Below are 15,993 nucleotides of genomic sequence, written 5' to 3'. Positions count from 1 at the left end.
ACGTGTCTTGACAGAGATTCACGGGGCTCTGAAAAGTAACTTGTCGAGTATACCGCCAAGTGCGTATCCGTCAACCGTCAAGCGGGTGTCATTCTCATAGTCTCCGCATGTTGTTAGGCGAGGAAATCCTTGATGCGCGCAAGCAGACGCACCGCCTCTTGGCGACCCTGGATGTAGAGGCGCAATAGCTTCTCGGGATCACGCTCAACATGCGCCACCTCAACCGGCGTGGGTGGCGCCACCACGATGGCACGGCCGCTGTCCTCATAGGCCCAGATGTGCTCGCGCTGCTCGTTGTAACGCTCGTGGCGGTTCTCAAGCGCCTCCAGGAAGTACGGATAGTCGCCGTAGCGCGCGTGCGCCGGACGCATGTACTCGTAGGGACCCTTGACGTAGCTTCTGTCTTGGGTGAGCACCACCACGGCGCGGTCGTAGCCGTCGTGCTCGAGGGCGCGCTCGATAGGAACCGAGTCGGCAATGCCGCCATCCAGATACAGATGTCCGTCAATCTCCACCGGCGGTGTCACAAGCGGCATCGAGGTCGAGGCGCGCACGGCATCGATATCGAGAATGGGGTCCTTCACCTCAAGGTAGTCCGCGGTACCAAAGACGATATCGGAGACCGTGGCAAAAAGCGGCATGGGGTTTGCGAGGTAGGTGGACGTATCAAAGGGATCGATGCGATCTTGCACGTCGTAGAGGATGAAGTCATAACCCACAAGGCTCCCCGACGTAGCCACCGCGCGCGAGCCCATGTAGCGGCTGTCGTTGCAGAAGGCGAGGTTCACACGATTGGGACGACCAATTTGGTGCGACTTGAAGCTAAGGCCGCAGAGCGTTCCGGCAGAGACACCGTAGCAAGCGCCAAACGTGACGCCGTTTTCCATCAGTACGTCGAGAACGCCCGCTGTGAACTGGCAGCGGAAACTACCACCCTCGAGGATAAGGGCAACCTTGCCGTTGGTGGTCTTGCCAAACCCCTGCTCTGCCATGGCGTGTCCTCTCATGTGGGAAGCGGGCGCTCCCCGCGTGCCCGCGTTTTGGTCCTTGTTTGCCCTTCTACCCAATACGACCGGCCTCGACACCGCAAAGCAACACGTCCCACCATCGCAACGCCACACCGCTCGCCGCGGCTCTACCATGCCTATGAAGAGCGCGTCCTCTGCGCGATATTACGCATACCAGCGGCTTTTTTCGGGTAACTATGCTACGATGCAATATCCCTATCCCGCAGATAGGGGACGTTCTTTGACAAGGTCGAGTCTGGCATCCAATGGTGCCGGCCCAGACCTCTCGCATGAGGGGGCGACTGGTTTCGACGCGATAGCTCTGAGAGAGGAAGCAGGCCGTGGTCTCCTCGCCACGTTAAACAGGGGTACCGTCAAAATGAATTGACAAGAATTCTTCTTACGAGCCCCAGCTGGCTCTTGCTGCTTAATTAATTAGCGGCACGCCAATCCCGGGAATTCCCCGCCCCGGGTGCGGTGTCATCTTAGGGGAATGCTCCTGTGCACGTAATCGGTATGGCACAGGCTAAGACTGAACCGGTTGGGATGCTGCGAGCGTGTCGCTGCGCGCAATGCGTCCGAGATTAAATCAGCGACTGAGCCTGGAGATGCCGATCAGGGGGCTTTCGTGGACCGGAGTTCGATTCTCCGCGCCTCCACCACCATTTACCTGGGGTTTCTGTCGTACTCGATGACAGAAACCCCGTTTTTCATCTTTTCAGACCGCAGCAACAAGTAACTGCGCTCTATAGCACGGGCGCCTCAGCCCACACAGAGCGTGATGAGCACCGGTACGAGGGCGGAGCAGACAACACCATTGATAAACGAGTAAACCACGCAGCGTTCGTCGGTGTAGCGAATCATCATGGGCAGCGTGGTGTCCTCGCTCGTAGCTGCCGCCGCGGCGATGCAGGCGTATCCGTTGAGGTGCCGGGCAATCCACGGGATGCAGAAGAAGGACCCGATCTCGCGCATGAGGTTGGCGAGAAACGCGACGCCGCCCAGCTGTGCGCCGACCATACTCTCGAGCTGCACACCCGCAAGGCTGTACCAGCCAAGGCCGCTCGCCGCCGCCATGCCCTCGCGCACGTCGAGGCCGATAAGCGGTGCCGCAACGATGCCGCCCACAAGCGAGCCTGCCACAACGCCCAGGGGAATGACGAGCGTCTTGATATGGTGCTCGCGAATACTTGCAAGAAGGCCGCGGTGCATGCCCACGCCAACGCCCACAAGTGCCATGAGCACCCAAAGCACCGGCTCGCTCAAGTGGCCGAGGACCGCGACAAGCGGGCTATTGGGCGCAGCGACACCGAGCGCGATGCCTACCGCAAGCATGACAAGCGCCGCGAGCGCCATGCCGTCGATGCAAAAGCGCGGGCGAGCGCCGCCGGTGGCTGCGTTCTCGCGGACAGAAGTGTTTACGCTCGCAGACTCGGCATCTCCAAGCAGGCGCTTTGTTAGGAGGTAGACGAGCGCGACCGAGCAAGCCGTGGGCAAAAGGCAGAGGACCGCGCTCGCGCCGCCCCAGGCAACGACGCTCTCTACGAACCCCTCCTCAGACCCAATAGAGGCGCCCATGGCGCCAATGAGCAGGCACGTGCAGAGCGTCTGGAGCCGGCTGTTGATGGGGCGAAACGCCTCGGGCACCGCAAAGCGCCCGGCAACCATGCCCGCCGCCATGATGATGAGAATGTCCATGCGCATCCCCCGTGCCGCCTCGTGTACTTCCGGCGACACAGTATCCCACAACCGAACGCGCTCTGCGCTCTTGCTGCTCCCCTGCTACTTTCGAGCGCCGCGCTCGGTGCGCAGGAGCGCATCCACAAGTTCGTTGTCCTCGCGCGCGGGAGAGCCCAGCGGCAGGCCGCACGCCTCAAAGAAGTGGCTTCCCGCAAACTGCCGCGCGCGGAACGAGTCGTGGGCACCATCGTCCAAATAGCGCACGCGGCTCCTACAGTCCGTTGTACCGCAGAAGAGCGGGCCGTGGCCGCGCACGTAATCGAGATAGAGTGGGTCGCTCGACCACAGAAGCACACCCGCCATATTCTCGAGCTCATAGGCAGCCGCATAGGCGCGCCAACTCGTCTTGCGCGCGCGAACGTAGCGGTCAAGGAGCGACGCCATGCGCGTCACGCGGCGCAGCGTGTCTGAGGCGGACATGACGCGCGTCTGGGGCACGGCGGCCGCCTGCGCACCTGCGACGGCGAGGCTCTCGCCCTCCCCTTCCGGCATCAGCAAAGGCTCGCAGGCGCGCCTGAGCTCGGCCAGCGCATGGTCGCGCTCAGCTGGCGCGCAGAGCACCGCCGGAACCGTGAGCTTGATTGACTCGTCGGGAAAGAGTTCGATGGCAGAATGCGGCACCATGCCGTCGAAGGCGACCGACGTGCGGAAGATAAGCGAGTCGTGGGCATGCTGCACGTGGCAGTCGAGCTTCTGGGCCGCAAAGGCGCGGCGCATAGCGTCGGCGCAGGCGCCCACCTCGTCGCGCGTGGGCACATCGCGCCCGGGCGCGTCCATACGGTAGAGGTACAGGTCAAAGAGGGGCACCGGCCGCGCAAAAAAGACGGTGCGCCGGCAGAACTCGGTAATGTGCGCGCGGCGCTGCGTTGCCTTGCCGTAGAGCTCAACGAGTGCGCTTCCCGTTGCGGGGCCGGAGGTGGATCCCTCGCGGATTTCCACCACACCATCGGCAACGTAGGGCGGGAAACTCCCCTCGTCCACCCGAACCACCACAACGCCCTGGTCGTCGTTGGCGGGGTCGGGGATGAAGCGGACGTCAAACGGAGGAGCGGGCGAGACGTGGCGCCGACACATCTCGCCTATGATCTGCCCGTAGTCTGCCGAAAGGCGGGGCACGGGGCAAATCGAGCGGTCGTCGTCGGCAATACCGATCACGAGCCAGCCGCCGCGCGAGTTGGCAAACGAGGCGATGATCTTGGGCACCTTTGCCTTGACGCTCGCCGTGAAGGAGCGCTTGAACTCGAGCACGTAGCCCTCGTCCATATCGGCAAGTTGGGCGAGGTCGGCGTAGGTGATCTCGTGCAGGCCGAGTGGTTTGCCCCGGTCATCGCGAAACGGGCTGAACATGGCGCACCTCCTGTTGAGCCGTTAGAGGGGTTATACCCCAAGGCAGGAGGAGTGCGCATTTGCACATTTGGGGACGGGGTCAAAATGTGCAGTCCGCGTTTGGGACGCTGCATGAAACGAAGCCGTCCCCAACTATGCACGAAACGACCCCGTCCCCAAACGTGCACCCAACTGCACGAAACAACCCCGTCCCCAACTATGCAAAACGCGGCCCCGCAGCGATGATCGCATACGGGGCCGCACCTCGGAAGCGAGCGACGGGCAAGGCATGGCAGGAACTGACTCGCCGCTCGCCGGGAAGGAGGTCTGGTTAGGGCGCGACGGGCGCCTCGGCGTTGACCTCGGCATCCACGTCCGTCTCGGGCGTGACCACCGGGTCGGCGTTGGTGAGGTCGCTACCGCGGCCGTAGGTCGGGCGCGCCGCGTCGTACTGGATGTCGAGCGCGAGCTGGCGCACCGCATCGGTCGGCACGTTGTCGTAGCGATGGCACGAGCAGAGGTGATCAGGCAGGACCTCGCGCTGATCGGGCGAGGAAACATCGCAGGCACCGACCTTGGCAAAGCAGCGGCTCGCAAAGCGGCAGCCCGCCGGCGGGTCAATGGGACTCGGCACGTCGCCCTCGAGAATGATGCGCTTGCGCTGCAGCTTGGGGTCGGGGCTCGGAATCGCCGAGAGGAGCGCCTGGGTGTAGGGACACAGCGGCTCGTGGTAGAGACTGTTTTTAGGCGCAACCTCCATCAGGCGGCCGAGGTACATGACACCCACGCGGTCGGATATATGCTTCACGACGTTCAGGCCGTGCGCAATAAAGAGGTACGTAAGGCCAAACTGGTCTTTGAGGTCGTCGAGCAGGTTCAGCACCTGTGCCTGAATGGACACGTCGAGCGCCGAGACCGGCTCGTCGCACACAATGAGCTTGGGGTTTACCGCAAGCGCACGCGCAATGCCCACGCGCTGGCGCTGGCCACCCGAGAACTCGTGCGGGTAGCGGTTCTTCATGTAGCTCGCAAGACCAACGCGCTCAAGGAGCTCGTCCACCCGCGCGTCAACCTTATCCTTGGGAAGGATGTTGTTGGTGAGGATGGGCTCGGCAACAATCTGGCCGATGGTCATGCGCGGATTCAGGCTCGCATAGGGGTCCTGGAAGATGAGCTGGATGTCGGTGCTCATGCGGCGACGGTCCTTAGGGCTCATTGCGGTGATGTCTTTGCCCTCGAAAAGGATCTTGCCGCTCGTGGGCTTCAACAGGCCCACGATCATCTTGCCGATGGTGGTCTTGCCGCAGCCCGACTCACCCACCAGACCAAAGGCCTCACCACGGCGGATGGTGAAATTGACGTCGTCAACCGCCTGGACAAATGACGTGGGCTTGCCAAAGAAGTTGGTTGCAGCGACAAAGCTCTTGGTGAGGTGCTGCACCTCGATAAGGTTGTCGTTCACGTTGGACATGCTAGCGCACCTCCCCTTCTGTCTCGGTACGGCGACGCGGGCGCGCCGCGGCGGCCGCACGCTCAATGCGCTCGCGCTCCTGCGCCTCGAGGTCGGCCTTGACCTTGTGGGCCGCCTCGGTTGCCTCCTGGGCGCGGGCGACCTCGTCCGCATCCTCGTAGAGGAAGCAGCGCACGCGGCGCGTGGTGCCCGGCACCGTCATGAGCTCGGGGCGCTCGGTGCGGCAGCGGTCAAAGCAGCGCTCGCAGCGGTCTGAGAACGGGCAGCCGGGCGGCATCTCGAGCGGGTTGGGAACCGAGCCCGAGATCTGGTACAGGCGCTCGGACTCCTCGTCCTCAAGACGCGGAATCGACTGGAGAAGGCCCAGCGTGTAGGGGTGCAGCGGATGCTCGAAAAGCTCGAACTTCTCGCCCTCCTCCACAAGCTGGCCGCAATACATGACCACCACGCGGTCCGCGACCTCGGAGACGACGCCCAGGTCGTGGGTGATGAGCAGAACGGCCATGTTGAACTCGCTGCGGAGCTTGTAGATGAGGTCCAGAATCTGCGCCTGAATGGTCACGTCGAGCGCCGTGGTGGGCTCGTCGGCAATAAGGAGCTTGGGGTCGCAGGAGAGCGCCATGGCGATCATGACGCGCTGACGCATACCGCCCGACATCTGATGCGGGTAGTCGCGGGCGCGCTCCTCCGGGCTCGGGATGCCTACGACGCGCAGCATCTCCACGGCGCGCGCCCAGGCCTCCTTCTTGTCCATATCGGAGTGCGTCTGGATGGCCTCCACAATCTGGTCGCCCACACGGTAGACCGGGTTTAAGCTCGTCATGGGCTCCTGGAAGATCATCGAGATCTGACCGCCGCGCACCTGTTCCATCTCGGACTCCGTGGCAGCGAGCAGGTCCTTGCCGTCGAAGGTGATCGTACCCTCGGCAACGTGGCCCGGCTCCTGCAGAAGGCCCATGATGGAAAGGGACGTCACGCTCTTGCCCGAGCCGGACTCGCCCACCACGGCCAAAATCTCGCCGCGCTCGAGGTCAAAGGTCACGCCGTTGACGGCACGGACGATGCCCTTGCGCGTGGGGAACTCGGTGACGAGGTCGTGTACTTCAAGAAGTGCCATGTCTATCACCTCGCCCTGCTCTTGGGATCGAACGCGTCACGGATACCGTCGCCGAGCAGGTTGAAGGCAAGCACGGTCACGGTGATGGCGAGGCCCGGGAAGATCATGGCGTGCGGCGCGGCAAAGATGTAGTTGCGGCCGCGACCGAGCATGTCGCCCCACTCCGCTGCCGGCGGCTGAACGCCGAGGCCGAGGAAGCCGAGCGCCGCCGCGTCGAGGATGGCGCTCGAGATGCCGAGCGTGGCGCGGACGATGATCGAGGGCATCACGTTGGGAAGCACGTGGCGGAAGATGATGGTCGCATCGGAGTCGCCGATGACGCGGGCAGCAGCCACGTAGTCGGACTGCTTGACCGCGAGCACCTGGCTGCGCACGATGCGCGCGTACTCGGGAATGGACACGAAGCCGATGGCGATGATGGCCTTGTCGATGCCGCGGCCAAGCGCCGCCATAAAGGCGATGGCAAGCAGGATCGACGGGATGGCGAGCATCATGTCCATAAAGCGCATGATAACGGTATCCACCACGCCGCCCTTGTAGCCGGCGATGGCACCGAGTGTCACGCCGATGGCAAGAGAGATCGCCACGGAGAGCAGACCGACGGTGAGCGAGATCTGGCTGCCGATGAGGATACGGCAGAAGATGTCGCGACCCTGCTGGTCGGTTCCAAACCAGTGCGCCATGCTCGGCCCCTCAAAGGAGGCGGAGAGGTCCTGCTGGTACGGGTCGTAGGGCAAGATGCCCGGGGCAACAAACGTCACGATGGCAACAAGTGCCAGAAGCACGATGATGACGAGGCTCACCATGGCGGGCACGTTCTGACGCAGCGCGTACCAAACGTCCTTCCAAAGCGACTCGGTCTTCTCTGCCGCGGGCGCAGACGGGGTGTTATTGGGGCCCTCGGGGCCAGCCGCGGTCTGCTCGTTAAGCTCAACAGTAGCAGTAGCCATGCGTATCACCCCTCTTCCTTGGTATAGGTGATGCGCGGGTCGAGGTAGGCGTAGATAACGTCCACGACCAGGTTGATCACGATGAAGATCACGCCGATGAGGAGCACCGCTCCCTGCACGACGGGAAAGTCCGATTTCAAGATGCAGTCGACAACGTACTTGCCAATGCCGGGCCAGGCAAAGACCGTCTCGGTGAGCATAGCACCGCCGAGAAGGCTTCCCAGCTGCAGGCCGATGACCGTGGTCACGGGGAGCATCGCGTTGCGCAGCGCATGATGGATGTCGACGCGGCGCTTCTTCAGGCCCTTGGCTCGGGCGGTGCGCACGTAGTCCTCGTTGAGCGTCTCGAGCATGCTCGAGCGCGTCATGCGGGTGATGACCGCCATGGAGTACATCGAGAGCGCGAGCGCAGGCAAAATAATGTGCGAGAGCGCATCGCCAAAGGCCTCGAAGTCACCCATCAGCAGCGTGTCGATAAGGTAGAGGTCCGTACCTCCCACCGGCTGGAGCAGAGGGTCGATGCGGCCCGAGCTCGGCAGCACGTGCAGCACGCCGGCGAAGAGGATGATGAGCAGGACGCCCAGCCAGAAGATGGGCATCGACACGCCCACGAGCGCGAGGATCGTAGAAAAGCCGTCGATCCAGGAGTTCTTGTGGGTGGCCGACACCACGCCGAGCGCCACGCCCGCCACCGCGGCGATGACAATGGCCACGAGCGCGAGCTCGACCGTGGCGGGGAACCGCGAGAGCAGCTCCTGCGTGACGGGGGTGTGCGTGTAGTAGCTCTCACCCAAGTTGCCGGTAAGAGCACCGGTTAGAAAATCGAAGTATTGAACGATCAGCGGGTCGTTCAGCCCGTTTGCCTCGCGCCATGCCTCCATGGCCTCGGCCGTAGCGTGCTGGCCCAAAACGACGGGCGCCGGGTCAGCCGAAAACACGCGCATGATAAGGAACACGATGATGGAGACGCCGATGAGCACCGGAATCGCCAGCAAAATGCGCTTTAAGATGTATTTCAGCACGCTACCTTCCTCCTCCCCTAAATTAAGCGACGCGCCTGCCACGCGCCTGGACCACAGCGGGCCCATACACAGGACGGGCCGAGAGTGCCCGGCCCGTCCAACTTACCAGGTCATGCGATCGCGCACTTACGCGGTCTTGGTGACGAGCTCCATGTGCACGACGCCCGTCGGGTGATAGAAGAAGTTGTTGATGCTCGGCGCGTAGGCGGCGAGGTTCTTGGAGTGGCTGATGAGCATCCACGGCATCTGGTCGGCGACCATCTGCTCGCACTGCTTGTAGATGGCGTCGCGCTCGTCGCCCTCCTCGGTGGTGAGACCCTGCTGGATGAGCGCGTTGTACTCATCGTTGCGGAAGCGGCCGACGTTCATCGAGACGTTCTCGTCGGCGAGCAGGTTCATGAAGTTATCCGGGTCGCCGTTGTCGCCCACCCAGCCGTAGAGGCAGCAGTCGAAGGCGTCGGTCTCGACCTTGGTCTGGTAGGTCGTCCAGTCATAAGAGACGATCTCCATGTCCACGCCGGCGTCGGCGAGGTAGCCCTGGATGGCCTCGGCGAGCGCCTGACCGCCGATGGAGTTGTACGGACGCGGGTTGGTGTAGGCGAGCATGGTGCAGCTCGTGATGCCGAGCTCGGCAAAGGCGGCCTTTGCAGCCTCGGGATCGTAAGCGGTCTGCTTGATGTCCTCGTCATAGGGGGCCATCCACAGCGGCATGACGGAAGTGGCCACGCCGGCGTACTCGCCGTAGAGGCTCTCGACCATCTCCTCGACGTTCACCGCCTGGCAGAAGGCCTTACGGGCCTCAAGCGAGGTGAAGGCACCGGCATCGTTGCGGAACGCCATGTAGTTGATGTTCATGCCGTCCTCGCTGAAGAGCTCGTTGCCGGCGTCGGTGATGGTGGGCACCACGGAGGCGTCGATGCCGTCGATGATGTCGACCTCGCCGTTGTTAAGAGCGGTCACGCGGCTGGAGTTCTCGGCGATGAAGCGGAAGATGACGTTCTTGGTCTGGGGCTGGCGCTCCTCGTCCCAGTAGTCCTCGTTGGCCTCGAGCACAATGTTCTCGCCCTTGGACCAAGAGACGAACTTGTAGGGACCGGAGCCCACGGGCTCCTCGTTAGCGGTGCCGGCCTCGATGGCAGAGGGGGCGACGATCGGCGAAGCGAGAGTCATCGCCATGTTCTTGATGAACGGCGTCGAGGGAGCGCGCAGGGTGATGACGAGCGTGGTCGCATCCGTGGCCTCGATGGTCTCGATACCGGTGTTGGCGTCAATCGAGCCGTACACGAAGGAGGCATAGGGCATGTCCTCGGTGCGGTTGGGCTCGAGCTGACGGGTGATGGAGGTCACGATTGCGGAAGCGTCGCAGTCGGTGCCGTCGTGGAACTTCACGCCCTCGCGAATCTTGAAGGTATAGGTGAGGCCGTCATCGGAGATGTCGGGCATCTCGCCGAGGCACGGGAGCACATCGCAGGTCTCGACGTCGAACATGAGCACGGTGTCGTAGACGTTGGACATGATCTTTGCGGACTCGCCGTCATCCACGTACGCGGGGTCGAGACCGCGGGGATCGGCGCCCTGGGCAAAGGTGATGGTGTCGGCGATGCCGCCCTCGGCAGCCGCGCTACCGCCGCCGCCCTCGCTCGCGCGCTGAGCACCGCAGCCGGCGAGCGCAAACGTGCTCGTGGCCGCAACGGCGCCAAACGCCTGGACGAAACGCCTTCTGGAAATCTCTGCCATGGACATAGTGGTTCTCCTTCCCTAATACCAGAGTAATCGGTACTTTAGCTCGCTGGAGTGCGTGCAGGGGCGGGAAGGGCCATTTGGCACTTTATTGAAATAAAGTGGTTATCAGCCGGAAACGCTCCGGAAACAAACCATTTGGGGACGGGGTCGAAACGTGCAGTCCGCTGCACGAATTAAACCCGTCCCCAAATGAACCTAGATTGCCTCGGCGACCTCCACCTGCGGCGGGAGCCTCCGGTAAAGCGCAAGTTTATCGTGAAGCTTCCGGGCAAGCTCATCGGTCGCAAAACCGGGAAGCGCGCGCCACGTCCAGTTGCCGCCGAGCGTGGAAGGCGTGTTGATGCGCGCCTCGGTCCCCAGGCCCAGAAGATCTTGCATGAGCAGGACGGCAAGATCAGAAGGGCTCGCCAAAATACCGCGCATAAGGCCCCAGCCCTCGCCCTCCTCGGCGTTGAGCCCCAGATAGGCACGCGCCGCCGTCGTGTCCTCAGCGGGCGCCGTCTCGAGCCAACCGAGTGCGGTGTCGTTGTCATGCGTACCAATGTAGGCGACGCTGTTGGTCGGATACACAAAGGGCAGGTACTCGTCGGAGCCGCCGTCGCGGCTGTCAAAGGCAAACTGCAAGAGCTTCATGCCCGGATACCCCGTATCCGCAAGAAGCTTGTGCACCGACGGCGTGAGGAAGCCCAAATCCTCGGCCACAATCGGGCGAGGCCCCAAGCGCTCCTCCACCGCCTGGAAAAAGCCGATGCCCGGCCCCTCGCGCCAGCGGCCGCCCGCCGCCGTGGTGTTGCCGGCGGGAATGGCGTAGTAGGAGTCGAACCCACGGAAATGATCGATGCGCAAAATGTCGTAGAACTTGTACTGATGCGCAATACGACCGATCCACCAGCGGTAGCCGTCCTCTTTCATGCGCTCCCAATCAAAGAGCGGGTTGCCCCAGAGCTGACCGGTGGCGGAGAAGCCGTCCGGCGGGCACCCCGCTACCTCGATGGGACGCAGGTTCTCGTCGAGCTGGAACTCCTGCGGGTGCGCCCAGACCTCGACGCTGTCTTCGGCAACGTAAATGGGCAGGTCGCCCATAATCTCGATACCGGCCGTGTGCGCGTAGCCCTTGAGACGCCCCCACTGGAGGAAGAACAGGTACTGCACGCCCTTCCAGAAGGCGATCTCGTCGGCAAGCTCGGTGCGGGCGCGCTCGAGCGCCGCGGGCTCGCGCAGGCGAATATCGTCTTCCCACATGTTCCACGGGGCTCCGCCATGTGCGCGCTTAAGCGCCATGAAAAGCGCGTAGTCCTCGAGCCATGCGGACTCTCGGTCGCAAAATGCCTCGAGCTCGGCAGGCGCATTTGCAGAGAGGCGCGTCACCGCGCAGACAAGCACGTCAAAACGCTCGCGGTAAAGCGCGCCGTAGTCGACGTTTGCGGGGTCGCTTCCCCAGTCGCGCCCAGCGTACTCTGTCTCCTCAAGCAAGCCCTCTGCGGCAAGGTCATCGAGGTCGATGAGATAGGGGTTACCCGCAAACGACGAGTAAGACTGATAGGGCGAGTCGCCAAAGCTTGTAGGTCCGAGTGGCAAGATCTGCCACACGGCCACACCCGCTTGCGCAAGGAAATCGACAAACGACCGCGCCTCGGCGCCCATCGTGCCAACGCCCCATGGGCTCGGCAGAGACGTGATGGGCATTAGAACACCGGCTTTGCGCATACGCATCCCCCTTTGCGATGGCGCACGAACCCTCTGCAGCCGAGGGCTCGCGCGCTTGCTGCTTTACCTAGGGGTAGCCTAACACGCTACTTGTTCAGACAAGTTGACGCATCGGTGGGCGGGCAGATGCGGGGCATCAACGGAACAATTCACAGAGACGTCGCCGATGAGACCCTCGTTCCCCCGCTTCACTCAATGCCAGGGGCTGATGAGTTGTCCGCTCTCCCCGAGCCCCTTGTCACGAGAGCGATGCGCGCAGCAGCTCGTTGAAGAGCTTGGGATTGCCCTTGCCGCGGCTCTCCTTCATGCACTGGCCCACAAGGAACCCGAGGACCTTCTGGTTACCGTCGCGATACTGCTGAGCCTGGTCCCCGCAGCGCGCAAGCACTGCATCGACGATCTCCTGCAGGGCGCCGGTGTCGCTCACCTGGCGCATGCCGCGCTCGTCCACGATCTTGGCGGGGTCGTCGCCGGTCTGTGCCATAAGCGTAAAGACCTCGTGGCCCTGGTTGGAGCTGATGGCGTCCTCGGCAAGCAGGCGCGCGAGAGAGGCGACCTGCGCCGGGGTGATGCCACACGTGGCAAGGGTCACATCCGCGCCCGCCGCGTTCACGTAGCCGGTGAGCTCGTTCACGATGAGGTTGGCGACCGTCTGCGCCGCCTTGCCGGCAAGCCCCGCGGCGGCCTCCTCAAAGAAGTCCGCACCTGCAGGATCGCCGGCAATCTGCTCGGCGTCGGCGCGCTTGATGCCAAAGTCGCGCTGGTAGCGGTCGCGCTTGGCGTCCGGAAGCTCGGGAATCTCCGCCGCGCAATGAGCGATAAACTCGTCCGTCAGATCAAACGGCGCCAGGTCGGGATCGGGGAAGAAGCGGTAGTCGTCCGCCGTCTCCTTGGTGCGCATGACTACGGTGCGCTTGCGGCTGGGCTCCCAGTGACGGGTCTCCTGGTAGATCTCGCCACCCTCCTCAAGCACCTCGGCCTGACGGCAAATCTCATACGCAAGACCGTCGTGCAGCGCCTTGAACGAGTTGAGGTTCTTGAGCTCAGTCTTGGTGCCGAGCGTGGTGTCGCCGCGGCGACGCAGGCTCACGTTGCCGTCGCAACGCATGGAGCCCTTCTCCATGGAGCAGTCCGAGATACCGAGCGTCACAAAGATGCGGCGGAGCTTCTCCATAAAGAGGCGCGCCTCCTCGGGCGTGCGCAGGTCGGGCTCGGTAACAAGCTCGATGAGCGGCGTGCCGCAGCGGTTGTAGTCGATGAGCGACTCGGCAGCGCCGCCGATGCGGCCCTCCTCGCCACCCACGTGCACCATCTTGGCCGCATCCTCCTCCATATGGATGCGCAGGATGCGAATGGGCACGGTGTAGGAGCCGTCCTCATGACGCTTTGCCGTGGCGAGCGCGGCGGTGTCGTAAGATGAGAGGCCCGCGAGCGCGCCTTCATCGGAGGCACCCTCGGCCTTCTCCCCCGCCATGCGGGAGAGGTCAGCGGAAAGGCCGACCGCACCGGCGGAAGCCGAGGCCAAGCTCGCCGCCTCCGCCTCGCCGAAGGCGCACGCGGGGCGCTCCTCGGCGCCTCGACCGGTGACCTCAAGATCCAGATGCCCGTGCATGCAGAAGGCAACCGGACCCTGCGTGGTCTGGAAGTTCTTTGCCATATCCGGATAGAAGTAGTGCTTGCGGTAGAACATCGAGTGCTTCTGAATCTCGCAGTTGGTGGCGAGACCCGCCTTCACGATGCTCTCGATGGCGCGTTTGTTGGGCACGGGAAGCGCACCCGGAAGGCCCAGGCAGACGGGGCAGACGTGCGTATTGGGCTCGTCGTCGTGCGTGAGCTTGCAGTTGCAGAACATCTTGGTGTCGAGCGCCGTGAGCTCGGTGTGAATCTCGAGGCCGATCACGGCCTCCCAATCCTGAAGAACCTCGTTGAGCTCCTTCATCGAAGCTCACCCCCCTTCCCCGCAAAGGCGGGCGCCACGCCCAGAACCGAAGCGCCGTTGTTACCGTTGGCAAGACCGCGCTCGATCGCGGCCGCATAGGTCACGAGGCGCTCGTCGGCAAAGGCAGGGGCCACGAGCTGCGCCGCCATGGGCAGGCCCGTGTCCTCGCCAAGCCCCACCGGCACCACGATGCCACCGTTGCCGGCGATGTTGAGCGAGATGGTGTACATGTCGGAAAGATACATCTGCGTGGGGTCGCTGATCTCGCCGTGGCGGAACGCCGCATGCGGGGTGGCCGGCATGAGAATCGCATCCACCTGTGCAAACGCCGCGTTGTAATCGGCCGTGATGAGGGTACGGGCCTTCTGGGCGGCGTAGTAGTAGGTATCGTAGACACCGCTCGAGAGCAGATAGGCGCCGAGCATCTGGCGGCGCTTGGCCTCGTCGCCAAACCCATGCGCACGAGAGAGCGCACTCTGCGTCGCAAGGTTGGTGCAACCCGGCTCCTGGTACCCGTAGCGAATGCCGTCAAAGCGCGCGAGGTTGGAGAACGCCTCGGCGGGACCGATCACATAGTAGGCAGCGATGGCCGCGTCGACATGCGGGAGGTCCACCTCAACAATCTCGGCCCCGGCATCCGCCAGGGTCTGCGCGGCGCGCTCGACGCCACGGCGCACCTCGGGCGTGAGGCCCTCGGCCTCCATAAAGGCAGGCACCATGCCAATGCGCACGCCGGCAAGGCCCTCGCCCGCCGCAGCGGCTGCTGCGGCAAAGGCGGGTGCGACCTCCTGCGAGGTGGAATCGTACGCATCGCGACCACCCGCCACGAGCGCGTCCATGGCAAGCGCCACGTCCTCGACCGTACGGCCAAAGGGACCCACCTGGTCAAGAGAGCTGCCAAAGGCGACCACGCCGTAGCGGCTAACCGCGCCGTAGGTGGGCTTCATGCCCACGATGCCGCAGAGCGCGGCCGGCTGACGGATCGAGCCGCCGGTGTCGGAGCCGAGCGAGAGGGGCACCATGCCCGCAGCGACCGCCGCGGCCGAACCGCCCGAGGAGCCGCCCGGCACGCGCGTAGTGTCCCACGGGTTATTTGTGGGATGGTACGCCGAGCTATCCGTCGAGGAACCAAACGCAAACTCGTCCATATTGGCCTTGCCCACGGGGATGCAGCCCGCCGCAAGCATGCGCGCCACGCAGGTGGCGGTGTAGGGCGACTCGTAGGTCTCGAGCATGCGGGAGGCGCAAGTCGTACGCGTGCCCGTGAGGTTCATGTTGTCCTTGATGGCGACCGGCACACCCGCAAGCGGGGGCAGCGCCTCGCCCGCAGCGCGCGCAGCGTCGATACGCGCCGCGGCATCTTGCGCCAGCTCGGGCGTTACCTGCAGAAACGCTTGGACCTCGGGCTCACGCGCGGCGATGGCGTCAAGCGCCGCAGCGCACACCTCAGCAGCAGAAAAATCACCCGCCGCGATGCCCGCCGCGATCTCGGCGGCGGTAAGGGTGTCGAAGGAACGCGCCATCATGCCTCGCCCTCCCCCAGAATCGAAGGAACGCGGAAGCTGTCGCCACGCGTTGAGCTTGCGTTGCCAAGCGCGGCGTCGCGCGAAAGGTCGCGCGCGGGCGCCACCGCGTCGTCACGCATAACGTTTGAGAGGTCTCCGATGGGATGGAACGTGGGCTCTACATCGGGTAGGTTGTAGGCGAGCACGGGCTCGAGCATCGCCACGGCGTCGTTCATGTACGCCGTCATTTGGGCGAGTTCTTCGCCCTCGAGGGCGATTCGCGCGTAGTCGGCGATGCCGCGCACGTCTTCTTGAGTGAGTGCCATGGGCGCTCCTTCCTGAGCTTAAGCAATCCGCACCATTATAGTTAAGCGATGCGCGCGGGCGTACCGTCTTGCCCGCTGGTCACGCGATGGCAACGTGCCCGTACGGTAACCCCCCTATATCGCGCAGCTCCGCTTCCCCA

At 63.7% G+C, this 15,993-nt stretch carries 12 protein-coding genes and 1 other RNA gene; 1 reads left to right on the top strand and 12 read right to left on the bottom strand.

Annotated features, from left to right (window positions below):
- Positions 1–113: 113 nt before the first annotated feature.
- Positions 114–992 (bottom strand): patatin family protein, encoded by an 879-nt coding sequence (locus B5F89_RS08000; protein WP_204230650.1) that lies wholly within the window; start codon positions 990–992, stop codon positions 114–116.
- A gap of 309 nt (positions 993–1,301) precedes the next feature.
- On the opposite strand from B5F89_RS08000, the gene ssrA reads away from it, so the two are divergent.
- Positions 1,302–1,669: a transfer-messenger RNA gene (ssrA, locus tag B5F89_RS07995) on the top strand.
- Between the two features lie 100 nt (positions 1,670–1,769).
- On the opposite strand, the gene B5F89_RS10145 is transcribed toward ssrA, so the two are convergent.
- From B5F89_RS10145 to gatC, 11 genes are all read right to left on the bottom strand, one after another.
- Entirely contained in the window at positions 1,770–2,705 is a 936-nt protein-coding gene (locus B5F89_RS10145; protein WP_204230649.1) for a lysine exporter LysO family protein, read from the bottom strand.
- An 84-nt stretch (positions 2,706–2,789) separates the two neighbouring features.
- Positions 2,790–4,094 (bottom strand): ATP-binding protein, encoded by a 1,305-nt coding sequence (locus B5F89_RS07985; RefSeq protein ID WP_087431253.1) that lies wholly within the window; start codon positions 4,092–4,094, stop codon positions 2,790–2,792.
- A 310-nt stretch (positions 4,095–4,404) separates the two neighbouring features.
- Positions 4,405–5,544 carry an oligopeptide/dipeptide ABC transporter ATP-binding protein gene (locus B5F89_RS07980; RefSeq protein ID WP_087431252.1) on the bottom strand — a complete coding sequence of 380 codons (1,140 nt, stop codon included), beginning with the start codon at positions 5,542–5,544 and terminating at the stop codon, positions 4,405–4,407.
- A 1-nt stretch (position 5,545) separates the two neighbouring features.
- Positions 5,546–6,661 (bottom strand): ABC transporter ATP-binding protein, encoded by a 1,116-nt coding sequence (locus B5F89_RS07975; protein WP_087431251.1) that lies wholly within the window; start codon positions 6,659–6,661, stop codon positions 5,546–5,548.
- A gap of 5 nt (positions 6,662–6,666) precedes the next feature.
- A complete protein-coding gene (nikC, locus tag B5F89_RS07970; RefSeq protein WP_239286718.1) occupies positions 6,667–7,611 on the bottom strand; it encodes a nickel transporter permease in 945 nt (314 codons plus the stop codon).
- Positions 7,612–7,616: 5 nt separating this feature from the next.
- Complete coding sequence (locus tag B5F89_RS07965) at positions 7,617–8,633, bottom strand: ABC transporter permease (RefSeq protein ID WP_087431250.1); 1,017 nt, start codon at positions 8,631–8,633, stop codon at positions 7,617–7,619.
- Positions 8,634–8,759: 126 nt separating this feature from the next.
- A complete protein-coding gene (locus tag B5F89_RS07960) occupies positions 8,760–10,370 on the bottom strand; it encodes an ABC transporter substrate-binding protein (RefSeq protein ID WP_239286717.1) in 1,611 nt (536 codons plus the stop codon).
- 201 nt (positions 10,371–10,571) lie between these two features.
- Positions 10,572–12,083: a 4-alpha-glucanotransferase gene (malQ, locus tag B5F89_RS07955; RefSeq protein ID WP_087431248.1), complete on the bottom strand. Its 1,512-nt coding sequence runs from the start codon at positions 12,081–12,083 to the stop codon at positions 10,572–10,574.
- Between the two features lie 238 nt (positions 12,084–12,321).
- Positions 12,322–14,022 (bottom strand): Asp-tRNA(Asn)/Glu-tRNA(Gln) amidotransferase subunit GatB, encoded by a 1,701-nt coding sequence (gene gatB, locus B5F89_RS07950; RefSeq protein ID WP_087431247.1) that lies wholly within the window; start codon positions 14,020–14,022, stop codon positions 12,322–12,324.
- The gene (gene gatA / locus B5F89_RS07945; protein ID WP_087431275.1) at positions 14,019–15,545 is read right to left on the bottom strand and encodes an Asp-tRNA(Asn)/Glu-tRNA(Gln) amidotransferase subunit GatA; all 1,527 of its coding nucleotides are present in this window, start codon (positions 15,543–15,545) and stop codon (positions 14,019–14,021) included. Before gatA ends, gatB begins: the two co-directional genes overlap by 4 nt.
- A complete protein-coding gene (gatC, locus tag B5F89_RS07940) occupies positions 15,545–15,853 on the bottom strand; it encodes an Asp-tRNA(Asn)/Glu-tRNA(Gln) amidotransferase subunit GatC (protein ID WP_087431246.1) in 309 nt (102 codons plus the stop codon). The genes gatA and gatC overlap by 1 nt, the downstream gene beginning before the upstream one ends.
- Positions 15,854–15,993 lie beyond the last annotated feature (140 nt).

The sequence above is a fragment of the Collinsella sp. An307 genome, from assembly GCF_002161805.1.
In the GTDB taxonomy this organism is placed as follows: domain Bacteria; phylum Actinomycetota; class Coriobacteriia; order Coriobacteriales; family Coriobacteriaceae; genus Coprousia.
The sequence above is the reverse complement of the archived record's forward strand: the minus strand, read 5'-3'. Positions and strand labels throughout refer to the sequence as shown.